15 protein-coding genes are annotated in these 18,063 nt (G+C 43.2%); 9 read left to right on the top strand and 6 right to left on the bottom strand.

Going from position 1 to position 18,063, the window contains the following annotated elements; all coding sequences use genetic code 11:
• Positions 1-318: 318 nt before the first annotated feature.
• The 5 genes from FYJ39_RS17095 to FYJ39_RS17075 all read right to left on the bottom strand — a co-directional run bounded on the left by FYJ39_RS17095 (position 319) and on the right by FYJ39_RS17075 (position 4,233).
• Positions 319-1,830, bottom strand: coding sequence for a recombinase family protein (locus tag FYJ39_RS17095; RefSeq protein ID WP_154473629.1), 1,512 nt, complete (start codon positions 1,828-1,830; stop codon positions 319-321).
• A 94-nt stretch (positions 1,831-1,924) separates the two neighbouring features.
• Positions 1,925-2,116 (bottom strand): hypothetical protein, encoded by a 192-nt coding sequence (locus tag FYJ39_RS17090; RefSeq protein ID WP_002566025.1) that lies wholly within the window; start codon positions 2,114-2,116, stop codon positions 1,925-1,927.
• A 70-nt stretch (positions 2,117-2,186) separates the two neighbouring features.
• Positions 2,187-3,128 (bottom strand): MobV family relaxase, encoded by a 942-nt coding sequence (gene mobV / locus FYJ39_RS17085; protein ID WP_154473628.1) that lies wholly within the window; start codon positions 3,126-3,128, stop codon positions 2,187-2,189.
• Positions 3,129-3,312: 184 nt separating this feature from the next.
• Positions 3,313-3,708 carry a replication initiator protein A gene (locus FYJ39_RS17080; protein ID WP_154473627.1) on the bottom strand — a complete coding sequence of 132 codons (396 nt, stop codon included), beginning with the start codon at positions 3,706-3,708 and terminating at the stop codon, positions 3,313-3,315.
• Between the two features lie 111 nt (positions 3,709-3,819).
• Positions 3,820-4,233, bottom strand: a complete 414-nt coding sequence (locus FYJ39_RS17075; RefSeq protein WP_154473626.1) for a cysteine-rich VLP domain-containing protein — start codon at positions 4,231-4,233, stop codon at positions 3,820-3,822.
• A 333-nt stretch (positions 4,234-4,566) separates the two neighbouring features.
• Here FYJ39_RS17075 and FYJ39_RS17070 point away from each other — a divergent pair, with 333 nt between their 5' ends.
• On the top strand, positions 4,567-5,370 hold the full coding sequence (locus FYJ39_RS17070) for a helix-turn-helix domain-containing protein (RefSeq protein ID WP_407923861.1): 804 nt from the start codon (positions 4,567-4,569) through the stop codon (positions 5,368-5,370).
• 200 nt (positions 5,371-5,570) lie between these two features.
• Here FYJ39_RS17070 and FYJ39_RS17065 read toward each other — a convergent pair whose 3' ends face one another.
• Positions 5,571-6,392 carry a MerR family transcriptional regulator gene (locus tag FYJ39_RS17065; RefSeq protein ID WP_154473624.1) on the bottom strand — a complete coding sequence of 274 codons (822 nt, stop codon included), beginning with the start codon at positions 6,390-6,392 and terminating at the stop codon, positions 5,571-5,573.
• 81 nt (positions 6,393-6,473) lie between these two features.
• On the opposite strand from FYJ39_RS17065, the gene FYJ39_RS17060 reads away from it, so the two are divergent.
• The 8 genes from FYJ39_RS17060 to FYJ39_RS17020 all read left to right on the top strand — a co-directional run bounded on the left by FYJ39_RS17060 (position 6,474) and on the right by FYJ39_RS17020 (position 17,258).
• A complete protein-coding gene (locus FYJ39_RS17060; RefSeq protein WP_235919873.1) occupies positions 6,474-7,118 on the top strand; it encodes a YitT family protein in 645 nt (214 codons plus the stop codon).
• A 607-nt stretch (positions 7,119-7,725) separates the two neighbouring features.
• Positions 7,726-8,217, top strand: coding sequence for a helix-turn-helix transcriptional regulator (locus FYJ39_RS17050; RefSeq protein ID WP_268890683.1), 492 nt, complete (start codon positions 7,726-7,728; stop codon positions 8,215-8,217).
• The gene (locus tag FYJ39_RS17045) at positions 8,214-8,600 is read left to right on the top strand and encodes a TnpV protein (RefSeq protein ID WP_456236695.1); all 387 of its coding nucleotides are present in this window, start codon (positions 8,214-8,216) and stop codon (positions 8,598-8,600) included. Before FYJ39_RS17050 ends, FYJ39_RS17045 begins: the two co-directional genes overlap by 4 nt.
• Before the next feature lie 416 nt (positions 8,601-9,016).
• The gene (locus FYJ39_RS17040; protein ID WP_154473621.1) at positions 9,017-10,357 is read left to right on the top strand and encodes an ATP-binding protein; all 1,341 of its coding nucleotides are present in this window, start codon (positions 9,017-9,019) and stop codon (positions 10,355-10,357) included.
• A 16-nt stretch (positions 10,358-10,373) separates the two neighbouring features.
• Positions 10,374-12,239, top strand: coding sequence for an HsdM family class I SAM-dependent methyltransferase (locus FYJ39_RS17035; RefSeq protein WP_154473620.1), 1,866 nt, complete (start codon positions 10,374-10,376; stop codon positions 12,237-12,239).
• A complete protein-coding gene (locus FYJ39_RS17030; RefSeq protein ID WP_154473619.1) occupies positions 12,229-13,341 on the top strand; it encodes a restriction endonuclease subunit S in 1,113 nt (370 codons plus the stop codon). Before FYJ39_RS17035 ends, FYJ39_RS17030 begins: the two co-directional genes overlap by 11 nt.
• Before the next feature lie 186 nt (positions 13,342-13,527).
• Positions 13,528-15,498 carry an ATP-dependent nuclease gene (locus FYJ39_RS17025; RefSeq protein WP_154473618.1) on the top strand — a complete coding sequence of 657 codons (1,971 nt, stop codon included), beginning with the start codon at positions 13,528-13,530 and terminating at the stop codon, positions 15,496-15,498.
• A 14-nt stretch (positions 15,499-15,512) separates the two neighbouring features.
• Positions 15,513-17,258, top strand: coding sequence for a UvrD-helicase domain-containing protein (locus FYJ39_RS17020; protein WP_154473617.1), 1,746 nt, complete (start codon positions 15,513-15,515; stop codon positions 17,256-17,258).
• The last annotated feature ends 805 nt before the right edge of the window (positions 17,259-18,063 follow it).

Here is an 18,063-nt window from a genome sequence, read left to right as displayed (position 1 = left end):
AATTGCAAAGATAACTGCCAATGTTCAACTATAAATCATAACGTTTTGCTCATCTCTTATTTTAGCACAAAGAAAATGTAGACAACATGGTGGTTTCCCATGTGTCTACATTTATCTTACAACTTCATTATACTGGGGGATATAAATGACTTTAGTAAAAGCAGAAACCTCCTATGCTACAATAAAAGTAGCCTGACAACCACAAATAAAAGCATAGGAGGTTTTTGGCATGAAAGACATTAAAAGTTTATCACATTCAAAAGTACAGTTTACAAGGGACTACACAGGGTAGGTATCTGACGGGAGGGGTTCCACCCGTCAGATTTTCCATGTGATATTCAAGCTGTCGCTTGTGGCGGCTATGGTGGTAATCATTAAATCCACCACCCGCCGCTTGTCGTCAAAGGATACATTCTCCCAAGTGTCGAGGTAGCCGGAAATCTGGCTGACCTGTTCCGGGCTAATGGCTTCCACCGTTAGTTCCGCTATCCTCGCCAGAAGTTCCTGCTTGCGTCCGTCCAGTTCCGCTATCTTCACATTCACATAGGAGAGCAGGACATTGTTTGCACCCGTCAGACTGTCCACCAGCTTTTCAATCTCGCTGTCCACATGGGCAAGCTCCACTTGCAGTGCTGCAATTTTCGGGTTTGCCTTTGCCGCTTTCTTTCTGCCTGTCAGCGTCTTGTAGCTTGCCAGTTTCTTTACCATCTGCTGATAAACAACTGCTTCCAGTTCCGAAGTAATGATTTTCCCGCACCCGGCACAGCTTTTATTGTCCAGCCGTTTCGTACAGCGAAGGTATTGCTTGCCGGAGGGATTGAAGATACTCATAAGGGCATATCCGCAGTTCCCGCACTTGATTTTTCCCGCCAGCCATGTGTGGGTGGCTTTTCGGGCAGACTGGATTTTCATGTTGTTCATCAGCTTCTTGCGGCAGGTCAGCCAGATTTCGGAGGGGACAATGCCCTCATGGGTAGCCAGTACCAGCATTTGGTCTTTCAAGTCGTTCTTTTTGCTGGGCTTCACATCCCGCCCTTGATACAGATAGCAGCCGTTCATACCCGTAAAATCGGCAGCGTCATTGACAATGACTGTCCCTTGACTTTTGAAAAACTCGTACACATCAAGGTCTGCCTGCACATAGACAGGATTGCGTAACATCTGCGCCAGCGTGGGGCGTATCAGTTCTTTGCCATGGAACAAAATCCCCTGTTCCGCAAAGTACCGGGTAATGTCCCCATAGGAGGTTGTGGGCTGGGCGTACATTTCAAACATCAGCCGGATATTTGCCGCTTCGTCCGGGTTTACCACCAGCTTCTTTGTGTTGATACCGTCCATCTTGATTGGCTCGGTGTGGAAGCCGTAAGGGGCTTTCCCGCCCATCTTGAAACCTCGCTGGCTACGGGAATAGTAAGCGTCCGTTACCCGCTTCTGTATGGTTTCCCGTTCAAGCTGGGCGAACACAATACAGATATTTAACATTGCCCGCCCCATCGGGGTGGAGGTATCAAATTTTTCCGTAGAGGACACAAACTCCACATTGTACTGCCGGAACAGCTCCATCATGTTGGCAAAGTCCAGAATGGAACGGCTGATACGGTCGAGCTTGTAAACCGCGACCTTTGCAATCAGCCCCCGCTTGATGTCCCGCACCAGTTCTTGAAACTTCGGACGGTCTGTGTTCTTGCCGCTGTACCCTTTGTCTGTGTATTCCTTGCAGTTACCGCCTTTCAACTCATATTTGCAAAATTCAATCTGGCTTTCAATGGAAATGCTGTCCTTTTTGTCTACCGATTGTCTTGCATAGATTGCGTCTATTCGATTGTTCATATTGTCGCTCCTTTTCTTAAAAAAGAAACGGAGCTGCTGACACCTTTATTATACCGTCAGCAGCCCCGCAAATCAACGATGTCTTTGGAAAACCTTATGCCCCGGCTTCCTCACTCTGCCGTTTGTCGGCATACTTGCGGAATACCTCATAAAGCTGCTGTTCCAGCTCCCGGCGTTTTGCCGCTTCCTGCTCCGGCGTGAACACCGGGGAGAGATTTTCCAGCGTGATTTCCTTTCCCTGAAAAGTCACGACTTCGGTTTCTTTCTTGTATCTGATATGCTCCATAGTACCTCCGTATTTAATTTTCAAAGTGCAGTGCCACCATGCTGCGGCGTGAAATGTTTTCTGTCATCAATCACCGTTCCTTTGTGTGCCGCTGTTGCCGTTTCAGTTCTGCCAGCACCTCCGGCGGGATACGGTCAACCAGCTGCTGAATGTCTTTCAATTCGCTTTCCAGCTTTGCCCGTTCCATCGTATCTTTCATCTTGCCTTGCTCGCTGGCTTTGGCTCTGGCTTCCAGTTTTTCATTTTCTGCTAAAAGGTCGTTTATCGTGACCTTGTATTTTTTGAGCTGCCCGGAGAAGTTCTCCATCTGCGGGAACCACTTTTTCAGCAGGGAGAGGGCTTCCTCTTTCTTCTTTCCGGCATTGAACGGGGTAATACCGTCCAGCGTGGCTTCAATGGCTTTTGCCTGTTTGGAGAGATTGACCGCCTGTTTGAACAGGCGGGTGGGGATATGCTTCCTGCCTGTCTTGCTGGCACTCTCCCCACGCTCCAAGTCAGGATATTTCTCCACCATATAGGCGTGAAAATCGTCCTGCCATTTTGTGAGGTTGGCTCTGTTCCCGATGATTTCTTTTGCACACAGGCGGTTGTCCTCCGTCAGCGGGACAAAGACCAAATGCAGGTGGGGCGTTTTCTCGTCCATGTGTACCACCGCCGATACGATATTTTCTTTCCCTACCCGCCCGATTAAGAAATCAGCCGCCCTCTGGAAAAATTCCTGTATCTCCTTTGGGGACTTCTTCCTAAAAAACTCCGGGCTGGCGGTAATCAGCGTATCCACAAACCGGGTGCTGTCCCTGCGGGTGCGGCAGCCTGCCTGTTCAATGCGTTTTTGAATGAAGTGGTAGTATCTGCCCTCCGGCTTGACGATGTGGAAATTGTACTTGCTCCGGCTGGTGTCAATGTCGGGATTGCTGGTGTACTGTTCCTTTTGCCGTTCGTGATGGGCTTCCAGCGGTCTTGCCGGATTGCCCTTGTGCTTTTCAAATCGCAAGATTGCGTGTTGTGCCATGAAACTCCTTTCCCCATTCCGTTCCTTTCCGGGACTTTTCCACAGGAAAATCCCGCTGAAAATATCTCAGATAGGATAGGAATGGATAAGATATAAATAAATCGTTTTTAGCTCTGTATTTCTATATACCGTCCGGTTTTCGTACTTCAAGAGGATTGATTATCGTACTTATCGAGTGCGGTTTTCAGCCCTCCGGCGTACCATAATCGGATTTCTTGAAGTCGGTGTTTGGAACCGCTTCATAGGATTTTGGGTAAATGCGGTTGGGTTTTCCACAGCCCTGCTTCCTAATGTCAATCAACTCCGCATACTGCAATTCCCGCAGGGTGTTGACGGCTTTCTGCCGTCCGCAGTGGAGCAGTTCCACCACCTCGTTGATGGGATAGTAGAGGTAAATGCGCCCGTATTCGTCTGCCCAGCTGTTTTTCCGGGACAGGTCTGTTCGGCGCAGGATAAAGGCATACAGTACCTTTGCTTCGTTGGACAGGGGTGTGAATGTGGGGGCTTCAAAAAGGAAATTGGGAAGCCGGATAAAGCTGACCGTCTTTTCCGGCTGATGGATATAAATGGTGTTTGTCATATCGTGTTTTGTGGACGGTTAGAAGCCCGTTTCCTGGGGCAGACGGTAGTTTCTATTACCTGCCCTTGTTCTGTGCTTGTAAAGCATTGTAAATCAAGGACTTTTCAGCCCCTAACTGTCCACAGTAGACCTCCTTTTCCGTTCACTTTCTGTTTTCTGCCGCCTGTGAACTCCGGCGGCGCAGTCGGGGCAGTATTTCGCCCGGTTGGACTTTGGGACGAACACCCCGCCGCAGACCGCACAGCGTTTTAGCTCCTTATCCCGGAAAATCTCCGCTTCCAGCGTTCCGATTTGCGGCAAGACCGACCAGCGGAACCACTTACAGCAGACCGAGAAAGAAATGGTCTGGGGGCAGGTGTGGGTGTCCCCATCGTCAAGGAGCATACAGTTCCCGTCCTCATAACAGCAGCACTCCCGACGGATCAGGGCGTTTGCCTGTTTCCTCTGTGCCGGTGTCATGCGGTAAAGGGAACCGTCCTGCCTGCGCTCTATGGGCGGCAGTCGTTTATATGGGTTCTCTCTCATGTGTTCCCTCCATTTTTCCTTTGCCGTTCTCCCCGAAAAGGCTTCCTGCCCCATTCCTGCGGCGTGTTCCAGCGTTGGCACGCTCCCCGGACTTCGGGACATTTTGTCCCGAAGTGGCTCGTTGCGGTGCTTCCCCTGCCGGGGTATTCCTTTTCGGACGGTTATTCATTTTTCAAGGTGCAGTTCATCGATGAACTACCCTAAGTCTACACCTAAAAGACCGCCCGCCCCGTATATCCATAAGGTCGGAAATCAGCCCGGAAAACTCACTATTTCCACGCTTTCGGAATTGTGATAAAATGGGATTATCTTAGAGAAAAGGGGGGCTTGATAGTGGCCTTAACCATTCAAGAACGCCTAAAAGACCTGCGTGTGGAGCGTGGCTTGACGCTGGAACAGCTTGCGGAGCAGACGCACCTCTCCAAGTCTGCGCTGGGCAGCTATGAAGCGGACGAGTATAAGGACATCAGCCACTACGCCCTTATCAAGCTGTCGAAGTTTTACGGCGTGACCGCCGACTATCTGCTGGGATTGACCGAAACAAAAAACCACCCAAACGCCGATCTTGCAGACCTACATTTGAGTGACGGGTTGATTGCCCTGTTGAAAAACGGGCGGATTGATACAGCCCTGTTCTGCGAGTTAGCTACGCATAGGGATTTTGTGAAACTGCTGGCGGATATTGAAATCTATGTGAACGGTATCGCTACCGGGCAAATCCAAAATCTGAATGCATGGGTTGATGTGGCGAGGGCGGAAATCATGGAGAAGTACCAGCCGGGGGAGCATGACAAGACCGCCTATCTGCTGAATGCAATACATGTGCAGGAGGGCGAATATTTCAGCCGCCGGGTACATGACGATATAGATGGCATCATGGAGGACATAAAGGAAGCCCACAAGGGGCGGGCGGAGAGTGCGCCGGAGAAATCCGTTGCCGCCGAACTGAAAAAGGATTTGGACGAGGTGGCAAATTTCAATGGGAGCCGTTTGGAACAATGGCTTCTGATTTACTGCAAGCAAAACCGCATCCCCTATCACCGCTTGACGGAAGAAGAAAAGCAGTGGCTGATACGAATAGGCTCCAAATCGGAGTTTATGAAGTCGCACATACCACGGAGAGGAAAGAAAAACTAAGACAGGCGGGAGAACCTACGATGGCTCTCCCGCCTGTTCTGTGTCATAAACCAATCTTTTCAGAGTGTTACACGTTCAAAACTATTTTCGCAATTCATTACCGCTCTCCGGCATTCTCCGCTTCATCCATTCGACTATCCACCAAATATCAAATAAGCGATAGAAGAGCAAAGGCAATCACCCTACACCATTCCGAGTCATTACCCCCACACATAAAACTGAATTTTGGTAATATATTCTTTTTCATCCCTGGTGGACAAATAATCATTTATTGCAAACTCATAGGAATCAGAGCGGATTTGTAAATTCTCTTTCTTGCAATAGGCTAAAATTCTTTCATAGGAACTGCCAATGGAGAGATAATCTCCGGTATGGTAAGTGCAGACACACCGACCTGCGGGCAATTCCATAATTCCTTTTACATTACTTGTTTTTTCGATTGGCAAAAAAACAAAAGACGCTTCGGTATACCTTTTTTGCTGAATACGCTCATAAGGCACGATTGCTCCACTTTGAAAGAAAATGGGAAGTCCTTCTTTGAAAGAGCGAACGAAGCATTCCTTTGTGGCAATACTCACTTGTTCCAGAGAATGTGGCGCACGAACCTTGTGTAACAAAATATAGTGCTGTTTCACATTTTCGACTGTAACAATATCGCTGTTTTCGTGTATAGATACCGCACACTCTAACTCGGAACAGCGATGTTCAACTCGGCTTTTTATCATTTGAAGTTCTTCAATTTGATTGTTAATTACAGTAAGTTGCTTTCTCAAAGTAAGAATGGAGTTGTTAATCGTATAGCTTTTCATATATGTTTTGATTTCTTCCAGCGAAAAGCCAATTCTTTTCATAATGCAAATGGTATCCAAATAATCGAGCTGATTTGCGCTGTAATAGCGATAGCCATTATTAGGGTCAGTATATGCCGGACAAAATAGGCCTATTTTATCATAAAAAATTAGGGTTTGCCTGGAAATGTTTTGTTGCTTGGACACCTCTCCAATAGAAAATAAATTTTTCATAATGCCCCCTTGACCTTATAGTTACTATACAGTTTATGATTATAGCATAACACTATGAGGAAACCAAGGGGGAGTGCTGGATTGAACAGTCATCTGATCGGGCTTTGGAATAAACTTAAGGAAGGAATAACATTCAGGAAAATCTTATTGCTTATGTTAGGCGCTATGATTTGCACTTTTGGCATTCATAATATTCACCAGCGTACAAATATCACGGAAGGCGGCGTCATTGGCCTAATGCTTCTGATTGAACATTGGCTTAATATTTCCCCGGCTTATATTACGCCTGTGTTGGATATAGCTTGCTATGCATTGGCTTTTAAGTTTTTGGGGACGAATTTCATTAAACTATCAATAATTTCAACGATATTTATATCGGGGTTTTATAAAATTTGGGAGCAGTTCCCTCCTATGCTCTCAGATTTGTCATCCTATCCATTGATAGCCGCAATTTTGGGAGGGATTTTTGTTGGTGTCGGAGTTGGAATAATTGTCAAACAAGGTGGTTCAAGTGGTGGTGATGACGCACTGGCACTTGCGATTTCCCATGCACTACATTGGAAGCTATCTCGTTCATATTTATTTACGGATGTCGTTGTGTTAGTATTGTCCGTAACCTATATTCCTCTAACTAAGATTATTTTCTCATTGATTACGGTAACAGTTTCTTCGCATTTAATTGATTGGATCAGGGATTATAAAACGAAAAATGATCATATCACATAATAGCAAAGCCAGACGAACCGGTCAACGGTCAAGATGAACGGCGCACAAGTGCGCCGCCATTGAACGCCCCGCCCGGCCTTGCTCTGCGGTTATCAAGGCGGGAAAGCCCTAAAATGGCTTCCCGCCCATTGCAATTTTAAGAGAAAAATCCGTCTGCTTTTTCGTGAGTGTGTCCACAAGTTCGGGACATTTTGTCCCGAAGTCTGGCGTGGGACGAGGGACGGGGGCTTTCATATACGCCCTGTCTGCTGATGAAACCAGTCTTGCGCTTGCGGCTCCACGCCACGCAATCACAGCCCTGTTTTCCTGCTTCTTCAAATGTGCTTGCCCGACCCAGCGGCACCCGCATTTTCGCACCGATGCCGACAGAGCGTATAACACACTACACTTTGCAAGCAAAGTCGTGTGCCAAGGGGCAAGCCCCTTTGGAAACCCCGGACAACAAAACAGGCTGAATATCTCGCACTTCCCCGGTGCTTGATATTCAGCCTTTATTTGTTGTCAGCAGCCCCCGTTTCGTGGTCTGCGTGTAGTTCCTTGTAAACTGACCTAAATGGAGATGTAAATATCATATAGTTTTTGCAATGGTATTTTCAATCACACATCGTTGTGTGAATTTTATCAGGGCAAGCTGTTACTCCATTTAACGATACCTTTTGAAGAAAAGCCAAAGACCAACTTACCGAGCGACAATCTCAAGTACTACCGTCAGCGAAAACAGATGACAACAAGACAGTTGGCGGAAAAGCTGGATATTGTACCAGCGACTGTTACGGTGTATGAAAACGGAAAGCAGCCTATCCCCTATGATGTAGCTGTCAAACTGGCAGATATTTTGGAAATTGAAGCGTCCTTGCTCTATGATGATTTCTCTCGTTTCCTAGCCGTACCCTATACCGAAGTGCTAAAGAGCGTTAGAACGGCTCTGGGGCTGTCGCAAAAGGCTTTTGCAGAACGGATAGAGATTGTACCAAGCTACTACTATAAAATCGAAGAAGGCAATCGCAGACCGTCACGAAAGGTTTATCAGAAGATATATGCTGCGCTTGAAACGACCAGTCTACAAACTTCACTTTTAGGGGAGCATCCATTACAATGAAAGTGAAAGAAAAAATGATTGGAGGAGTTGCTATGACACAGAATTTGACTTATACCCGTTGTGGTGATTATCTCATCCCTGATATTCGGTTGAGCTATGTAAGCGATAAACCACTTGGGAAGTACGGTAGAATGCGCAGAGTTTTTCTTGCGGAAAATAATCCAATACTCTTAGATGACATGATTCTAACAGAGACATTATTTCCGCATTTATGGGAAATTGACGAAACTGCTCACCGTAGAGTGGAACAGATAATGACTGAACTTCTGGAGAAAAATCCGACTCCGGATAAGTCAACCCAACAGCTTGCTTGGGTGCAGCACATGAGTAGTCTAAAAGCACAGGCGGAGGAAATCGTTAATGCAGAACTGATTTTTTGCTAACAGAATATAGAATTTTTACTTAGGGCTGACTATAACAGGTCAGCCTTATTTCTTTGATGGGACAATTCTTGAATTGTGTTTATGGCAGTCTCGGAATTGTGCTTTTGACAATTCAAGAACTGTCAAAAGCACAATGCAAGAATACTGATAATAACTATACTGATTATAGTGATACTGATCTTATCCTTTCCTATCCGGAATGGAACAGGAATGATAAGATGTAATATAACTAATGTTGAGGCTGTGGTCTGCCTTTATTGTAGAAAATTTTTTCGCTATCTCATATAAAAGTGTGATTGATAAGCATTAAATTTTAATAATTTTGTGATTTCGGTTGTAATTTTCATAGATTTCGCATATAATAAAAGTGTGATTATAAAGCATAAAACTCCAATAAAAATGTGAGGAGTGATTCTATGGAACGATTTATCTTAAAAAAGTTGCTGGATTGGAAGAATTCTCCCTACCGCAAGCCTTTAATCTTGAAGGGCGTACGTCAGGTGGGTAAGACTTGGATTCTGAAAGAGTTCGGCAGACGCTGTTATGAAAATACAGCCTACTTTAACTTCGACGAAAACGAAGAATATAAACAATTTTTTGAAACAACCAAGGATGTGGACCGGATTCTACAAAACCTTATGCTAGCAAGCGGTCAAAAGATATTGCCAGAAAAGACCCTCATCATCTTTGACGAGGTACAGGACTGCCCGAAAGTCATTAACTCCATGAAATATTTCTGCGAGAACGCACCGCAGTACCATGTTGCCTGCGCCGGTTCTCTGTTAGGTATCGCCTTGGCGAAACCTTCCTCTTTTCCAGTAGGCAAGGTCAACTTCATGCAGATTGACCCCATGACCTTCGCTGAGTTTCTACTTGCCAACGGTGATGAAAATCTGGCGCAGTATCTGGAACAGGTGGATACCCTTGAACCTATCCCTGACGCCTTCTTTAATCCGCTGTATGAGAAGCTGAAGATGTACTATGTCACCGGTGGTATGCCGGAGTCGGTATTGATGTGGACGGAGGCACGGGATGTTTCTGCCATGCAGGAAGCATTGTCCGGAATCATTGGAGCCTATGAGCGTGATTTTGCCAAGCATCCTAATCTCAGTGAGTTCCCGAAAATCTCAATGATCTGGAAATCCATTCCTTCTCAACTGGCAAGGGAGAACAAGAAGTTTATCTATAAGGTGGTCAAGGAAGGCGCACGAGCCCGTGAGTACGAGGATGCTTTGCAATGGCTGGTGGATGCCCGTCTGGTGCATAAAATTTATCGCAGCTCAGCTCCCGGCTTGCCGATTGCAGCTTACGATGACTTGTCCGCTTTCAAGATTTATTTGGTAGATGTGGGACTGCTCCGCCGTCTGGCACAGTTGGCTCCCACTGCCTTTGGCGAAGGGAACCGCCTATTTACTGAATTCAAAGGCGCATTAACCGAAAACTTTGTGTTGCAGACTTTAATTACTCAGTTTGAAGTCATGCCCCGTTATTGGAGCCAGAACAACCCACCTTACGAGGTGGATTTCCTCATTCAGCGGGAGAACGACATCTTCCCCGTGGAGGTCAAATCCGAAGCCAACACAACCAGCAAGAGTATGAAGAAGTTCAAGGAACTGTTCCCTGATAAGGTCAAGCTTCGCATCCGTTTCTCATTGGACAATCTGAAACTGGACGATGATGTGCTGAATATCCCGCTGTTCATGACAGATCAGGCGGATCGATTGATTGGGTTGGCGTTGGAACACAAATCCGAATGAACAAAGGAGAACAGTTATGAATAGATTTGATATAATAAATAGAATTGGCGACAAGTATCGTATTGGCAACACTGAAACAGGCGAGTTTAGCTACGCTCAAGCACTGAAAACTGTCGGCAAAGACATTAAGGATTATCAAAAGGCTACAACAGGAGCACAGCACAAATTCCTTGACCTTCGTTTTGAAAATGAACGTTTGGCAGTTCTTGTGGAATGTAAAAACAAGTTCAGTCGTTGGGATAAGGATAAAATTCAAGGTCAGTTACAGGACTATGTTCGTTTTGAAAAAGCATATTCGGATAAAAAGATTGTTGCTATTCTTGCGGAAACCGATGGCGATGAAGTGTGGGTTTGGTACGGTCAATCTGTCATTATTGATGATGAGCATCGCATACAAGAAGAAACAGTTCTTCGTACATTTGAAGAATATGAAAACTTGTGTTTTGGTAGAGTGAACGACAAAATCAAAGTTGTTGATTCTATTAAAACGCTTAATGAGAAACTTCATTCGGATGGCATCAACGAAAAACTGCGTAGTCAGTTTGTGGGCACTTGCCTTCTTGCCCTTAAAAACGGCCTTGTTTTCAAAAATGTAAAAGAAACGCTCGATCCCAAAACCGGAAAGAAACTCGCTCCTGAACGTGTTGTCTTAAAGAGTATCAAAGATATTCTGGAGGGCTTGCTTACTCGTGGCGGCAGTTTGAACAAAGCAGGAAAGCTTGCTGTTCTGAACAGCAAAGTTCTCGATGATCAGGATGTTACAAGTTTGACTTACAAAGAGCTTGAGGATATTTTGCAGTTCATTGACGATAATGTTGTTCCTTACATCAATGACAAGAGCACCGCTGGACAAGACTTGTTAAATCTGTTCTTCACCACATTCAACAAGTACGTTGGAAAATCTGATAAAAACCAAGCATTTACTCCTGACCATATCTGCGATTTTATGAGTAAAGCAGTTGGTGTGAACAAAAATTCCCGTGTTTTGGATCCTTGCTGCGGAAGTGGTGCGTTTCTTGTTAGGGCAATGACTGATGCCATGGACGATTGTGATACTGAAGAAGAACGTGAAGAAGTTAAAAAGAACCAAATATTCGGCATTGAATATGAGGAGGGAGCCTTTGGCCTTTCTTCTACCAATATGCTGATACATGGTGACGGTAACTCTAATGTTGTTCAGGATTCAATGTTTAAGCGAGCAAAATGGATTGCCGAGAACAACATCAATATTGTTCTGATGAATCCTCCCTATAACGCAACTAAAAAGTGTTGTGACCCGGATTATACCAAGGGATGGGATGCCAAGAAAAAGGAGGATCCCTCCAAAGGTTTGCACTTTGTAGAGTGGGTAGCTCGCCATGTCCCGTCCACCTGTAAGATGGCTGTTTTACTGCCTATGCAGGCGGCAATAGGAAATTCCGAAGATATAAAGGCATTCAAAAAGAAAATGATGGATAATTACACTTTAGATGCAGTTTTTTCTTTACCTAAAGAAATGTTTTATCCTGGTGCATCAGCGGTTGCATGCTGTATGATTTTTGATTTGTCGCAGAAACATACACGTTCTGATAAAGAAACTTTCTTTGGATATTTCAAGGACGATAAGTTTATAAAGAGGAAGGGCCTTGGCAGAATTGAAATGACAGATAGCGAAGGAAATAGTCTGTGGATCAAAACGGAGAAGTTGTGGCTTGATTTGTATAAAAATAGGAAAGTAGTCCCTGGACTTTCTGTTAAATATAAAGTCACCTATGAAGATGAGTGGTTGGCAGAAGCATACATGGAAACCGATTATGAAACTTTAGAAGAGAATGACTTTCAAACGACAATTAATTCCTATCTTTCGTACTTGGTAAAGGAAGGAGAAGTTTATGAGTCTTGATGCCAGACGTTGGGAAAAGTTTTGCTTTTCTGATATTTTCATAATTAAAAACGGGTTTTATAACAAAAAGCCTGAAAACTGTGGTAAGGGGACAATCCCCTTTTTGGGCGCCGTTGATGACAACAATGGTGTAACGGAATATTATACTACTGAGGAAATAGAGTCTGCATCCAAAACGGGAGACTTGCCCAATGCACCGCTTGATAAAAAATTATTTCCGCCAAAAGCTGTATGTGTTACAAATAACGGTTCTGTTGGTTATGCGTATTATCAAAACAAGACATTTACATGTAGTCACGATGTGAATGCACTATATTTAAAAGATAACGAGTTTAACGAATATACCGGCTTATTTGTTGCAACAGTTATAATGCACGATAGATATCGTTGGGACTACGGCAGAAAGTGGCGTCCCAAACGAATGGTTTTTTCAGAAATAAAATTACCTATCATGCAAGACGAAAATGGCAATGCTATTATTGATAAAGACCACAAATATTCACCTGCTGGTTTTTTGCCGGATTGGGAGTATATGGAAAAGTATATTAGACAACTGCACTCAAAAAGAATTTCAACAGCGATAAAAAGCCAATGTAGAGATATGAAATTAGCAGATTGGAAGCAGTTTAAGCTGACAGACTTGTTTGATATTTGTCGAGGAAATGGATTGTCGAGGATCGCTTTAGATGATGGGTCTGATAATGGTATTAATTTCATTTCAAGGCAAAGCTATAATAATGGGGTCAACTCTGTTATTGAGCAGCTTGAAAATGTTAAGCCATTTGATGGTGGCTGTATTACCGTTGCTTTGGGCGGAGAATACTTGGGTTCATCCTTTGTGCAACTAAAGCCATTTTATACTGGAGCACATATGGCTGTGCTGACTCCGAAGGATGCCGAAATGACTCTTTATTCAAAACTCTTTATTTGCACATTGATTCGTTTCGAGTCTAAGATAAAATACTGTGCTTTTGGGAGAGAATTGGATACGCACATTGACAGAGAATTCTCCATAAAATTGCCAGTAAGAATAGACGGAAATCCTGACTGGGATTGGATGGACGCCTATATGAAATCATTGCCGTATAGCGACAGATTATAATTATCTATTTCTTATAACATTAGCAAAATATTTTGCAACAGCTGGAGATGAGAAGATACAAAAAGCCCAAAATGCACGGAAACCGATTTAATCTATTTTTTCGGTGACTGAAAAAGCGCCAAGAAAAAACTGATACGGTAGCTTCAAACGATTGATAGCTTACTACAGATAAATACGGAGGAAAATATGCAATTAATAAATATCAAAATTAAAAACTACAGATTGCTTATTGATGCCGAGCTGGATGTCGATGAAAAAACAACTCTTATCGTTGGCAGGAACAATACCGCCAAAACTTCCTGTAATAACTGTATCAACACTGTGTTGCAAGGAAGCGATTTTTCATACAATGATTATCCTCTGTCAAAGCGAGAAAATCTCTACAACCTGTTTTTGCAGTTCATGGAGAAAAAATTAAGTTATGAAGATCTCTGCAAAGGAATAGAACCTATTTCTATAGAATTTGTAGTTGATTATTCATTGGATGATCCAGATACAAAATTGGGGGCATTATCACCTTTCATTATCGACGTTGATGTGGATACCACTACAGCGTTAATTCGTGTGGAATATCAGTTGAAAACTGACGAAAATAAACTGCGGGAACTGTTTAAGGAGAGTTGCTATAGTGGGGGCAAGTTTACTCCCAAAACAGAGGAAATGCATGATGTACTTGTAAGCAATTTTACGAGGTTGTTTGGTTTAACCATCTATGCGGTTAATCCGAAGAATTTAGAAGATCGACAAGTTAAGAGTCACAGAGAACTTGAAGACCTTTTCCCTTATTATCCGATTCCTGCAGAACGTATACTTGGAGAAGATGGTACTCAAAAGAATGAGTCCCTTAGTTCATTGATTTCGGACTATTTCAACTTGAGCGAGGAAGACTTGACACCAGACATAGTGGAGAAAGTTAAGGAACTCCGCTCAGTGGTTGATGGTGCAAATAAAGATGTGCAAAAAGAAAGTGATCGAATACTCAGTGACTTGGTCAACAAAGCAGTTGGTTTTGGCTATCCTAATGTTGAAGAATTACAGCTTGGTGTTATCACAGAGTTGAGGATCGATGATCAGATAAAAAACCAGACACGTCTTTCATATACTTCTGGTACCAGAGACGAAAGCCTGCCCAGCGCCTATAATGGACTTGGATACAAGAATTTGATTAAAATGGAATTTCTCCTGGCTGCGTTTGCACGAGATGTTGAGAAGAAGGGGGAAGCCTGCATTCCGTTGCTGTTTATTGAAGAACCAGAGTCACATATGCATCCTCAAATGCAACGGGCGTTTGCTGAACATTTGGAAAAATTCCTTGCAAAAATTACCACCGTTCATATTCAGACATTTTTAACTACACACTCTGCACACATAGCAAATACCATGGATTTTTCTAAAATCCGATATGCAAAAAAATCCAAATCTGGAGTTGTTTATAAGAATCTTGATATCTTTGCTAAAGAAAATGTCGACAATATGGATTTCATCAAGAAATACCTTACGCTTAGCAGATGCGACTTGTTCTTTGCAGATAAAATTATTTTTGTTGAGGGTGCGTCGGAGCGGTTGCTGATACCGGACATGATAGAAAAGTGTGAGAAAGAAAAACTGTTTGATTCAGAAAAGTATAAACTGCCTGCACAGTATTATGCTTTGATTGAAATTGGAGGGGCATACGCATATAAATTCATACCTTTTGCGGACTTCCTTGGACTACCTTGCTTAATTCTTACGGATATAGATTCTATGATAGATGGCAGAACTAAGGCTGTTGTCAGCAAAGGTAAGACCACCTCCAATGCAACAATAAAGTGGTGGATGCGTAAAATTAAGGGTATTCCGCAGAATAGCAAAGATAAGATTTCACTTGCTAATATCATCTCAGCAACAGATGCAGAAAAGACTCTGGGGAAATGTCATATCGAATATCAAACTCTGGAAAATGGGATATGCGGCAGATCCTTGGAAGAAGCTGTCATGAATGTGAATCGTAATCATTATGGGTTCGTGGAACCTGTTGCGGAAGAAGACTTGGAGTTTACCGAAAAAAGCAAGACTGACTTTGCACTCAACCTGATTTGCAATAATCCCAATTATTCTATTCCCCAATATATTAAAAATGGTTTGATCTGGCTTAATAATCAACGAGTTCTTGAGTGAGGAGGTGCTGAGGATTGTCTAAGAATTGTGGCTTTTCAAATTATGACATAGCTAAGGCGGAAGCAGACAAGGTCGACGAGCAGATTGTTGCTGCCCTCAAGGCTGGGCGTAGCTTCCGTGTGGAGGCCGGTGCTGGTTCTGGAAAAACTTACTCACTCAACCGTGTAATCGAGTGGATTCAAGCAAACAAGTGGAATGATTATCGTCGGAAAAAGCAAAATGTAATATGTATTACGTATACAAATGCAGCGGTTGATGTTATTGCGGAGCGGTTATCCCAAGATTCATTTATTCTTCCGTCGACGATTCATTCCTTTGCTTGGAGTGCAATCAAGCAGTACCAAAGTACTCTTATGAGCATTATTGATAACGATGAGTCATTAGCAACGACTGAAACGGATTTCAGCAAGGTGTTGGAAATCCGTTATACCTTAGGACACCGTTATGTCTCGCAAGGGGTACATTATTTGCACCATAACGATGTTTTGAAACTTTTTTGCACTCTGTTGGATAATGTAAAATTTCGCCGTGTTTTCTCCGACAAGTACCCTTTGATTCTAATTGATGAATACCAAGATTCCTACAAACCGATTGTCACACGTTTTATAAATTTCTTTATTGCTGAAGGAACTGGACCGCAATTTGGCTTTTTCGGAGATGCATGGCAAACTATTTACCAAACCAATAATGCCTGCGGTGCGATAGAACACACCAATCTTGAGGAAATCAAAAAAGGTTCAAACTTTAGATCTTCTCCCAGAATCGTGAAGCTCTTAAATGATATTCGCCCAGATCTGCCACAACAATCTGCAATAGATAATTTTGAAGGCGAAGTAGTTGTTGTAACCTGTGAAGATTTTTCTGGAATTCGTCGATCAGATCGCACATTCAAAGACGATCTCCCAGCAGAAGAACTAAAATCCAGGCTGTACCAGCTTTCAGAATGTATCAAGAAGAATGTGCCAAAAGATGAAAATATCAAAATTTTGATGATAACTCATAAGGTTCTTGCCACACAGCAAGGATATGAGCACCTATTAGCTATTATTGATGATGGACTTCGAGATAAACAAGATCCATTTTTGCTATTCTTCATGAATACCGTAGAACCGATATACGAAGCACTTAGTACATCAAATATGCAACTGCTGTTTGATACGCTTGGAATTAGACGCTATCCGATCACGAAAAAATCCGAGAAGATGAAATGGAAAGAGTTTGAGTCGCAGCTAAAGAAGGCTCGTGAGAAGAAAGCCATTGATGTTGTCAATACTATTGTAGAGACAAAGTTGGTTCCTGTTCCGTCATTGGTTGATGGATACTACCATCTATATTATGATGCCCCGGATACAATCTATGGATTGGATTCAACAATCCGTGATGTTTTAGATTTAGATTACAGCCAATTTCGGGCTGCAATTGAATTTCTATACCCTGAAGCAGAGTTTTCGACGGAGCACGGCGTTAAGGGCGAAGAATACGATAATGTTGTCTTTGTTATTGGCAAAGGATGGAATCAATATCAATTTGAAACCTATGCACCAATGATAACGGGACATGCTCCTATACCAAAGGGGAAGCAGGCTTCCTATGAAAGAAATCGAAATCTGTTTTATGTATGTTGTTCAAGGCCAAAGAAAAGGTTGATTTTCTTTGTAACGGTTCCTATTGATTCCATCTTCAAATCGTTTTTGGTTGAACTTGTTGGAGAACAGAATATTTTTACCTTCAGCCAGTATATCGAAAGAAAAATCGATTAAGTAGTTAGAAGTAAGACATCACTCATCGTTCTTTGAACGGTGAGTGATGTTGCTATAAATTCAATTATTATTTCATAGACTCTTTTCTGTTGCTTATTTCATAAGGCAAATTATAAGAACAGCGTTCAGGATGAACGAGCAGCCATCAATGAAATTGATGTTCAAAGGGTATCAGGGAGCTTTCCCTGACAAGTCATTTTGCAAATTGAGGCGAAGGAGAAAATGCGAAAATGGGCAAAGTGCTGTAACTTTGCCCTGCTTGCCAGTTTCCTTCCAACATATAACTTGTGCCCAAGTTGGGAACAAGTACGGATTAACTTCTGCTCTAATTGGGCAGAAGTCGGAATCGGAACCTTCGTCCAATTTGTGCGGAGATGTATCAATTTTTATTCCCGACTTGGGAATAATTTTGCCCGCATATTATAGGCGTTACAAAGTGGCAAGCAGTGTAAACCTGTACAGGTTCACTCGTTTACGAAGATTCCCCCAGAGGGGAAATCTTCGTAAATTGCTTGTTTGGGAAGCATCCCCAATCCCCTTTGAACGCCACCTGGGGTGACGGCTACGCATTCATTCTGAATACTTTTACTTACTGACTTCTGCGCAATTTGCATAGAAGTTCAATTTTCCATAAACGAAAAAATGAAAACATGGGAGAAGTTGTCTCTGATTATTTATGTGATGTATGGCAATCCACTTTTCCCAACATATTGTCGGGAAGCCTTGTGGGCAACTCGCCCACAAGTAACAAAAGTGGCAATGCTCGGATACAACTTCATCCCAAGTTGGGTGAAAAACTTCGTGC

Source organism: Clostridium porci (genome assembly GCF_009696375.1).
In the GTDB taxonomy this organism is placed as follows: domain Bacteria; phylum Bacillota; class Clostridia; order Lachnospirales; family Lachnospiraceae; genus Enterocloster; species Enterocloster porci.
This window is presented reverse-complemented; position numbering and strand designations above follow the sequence as displayed.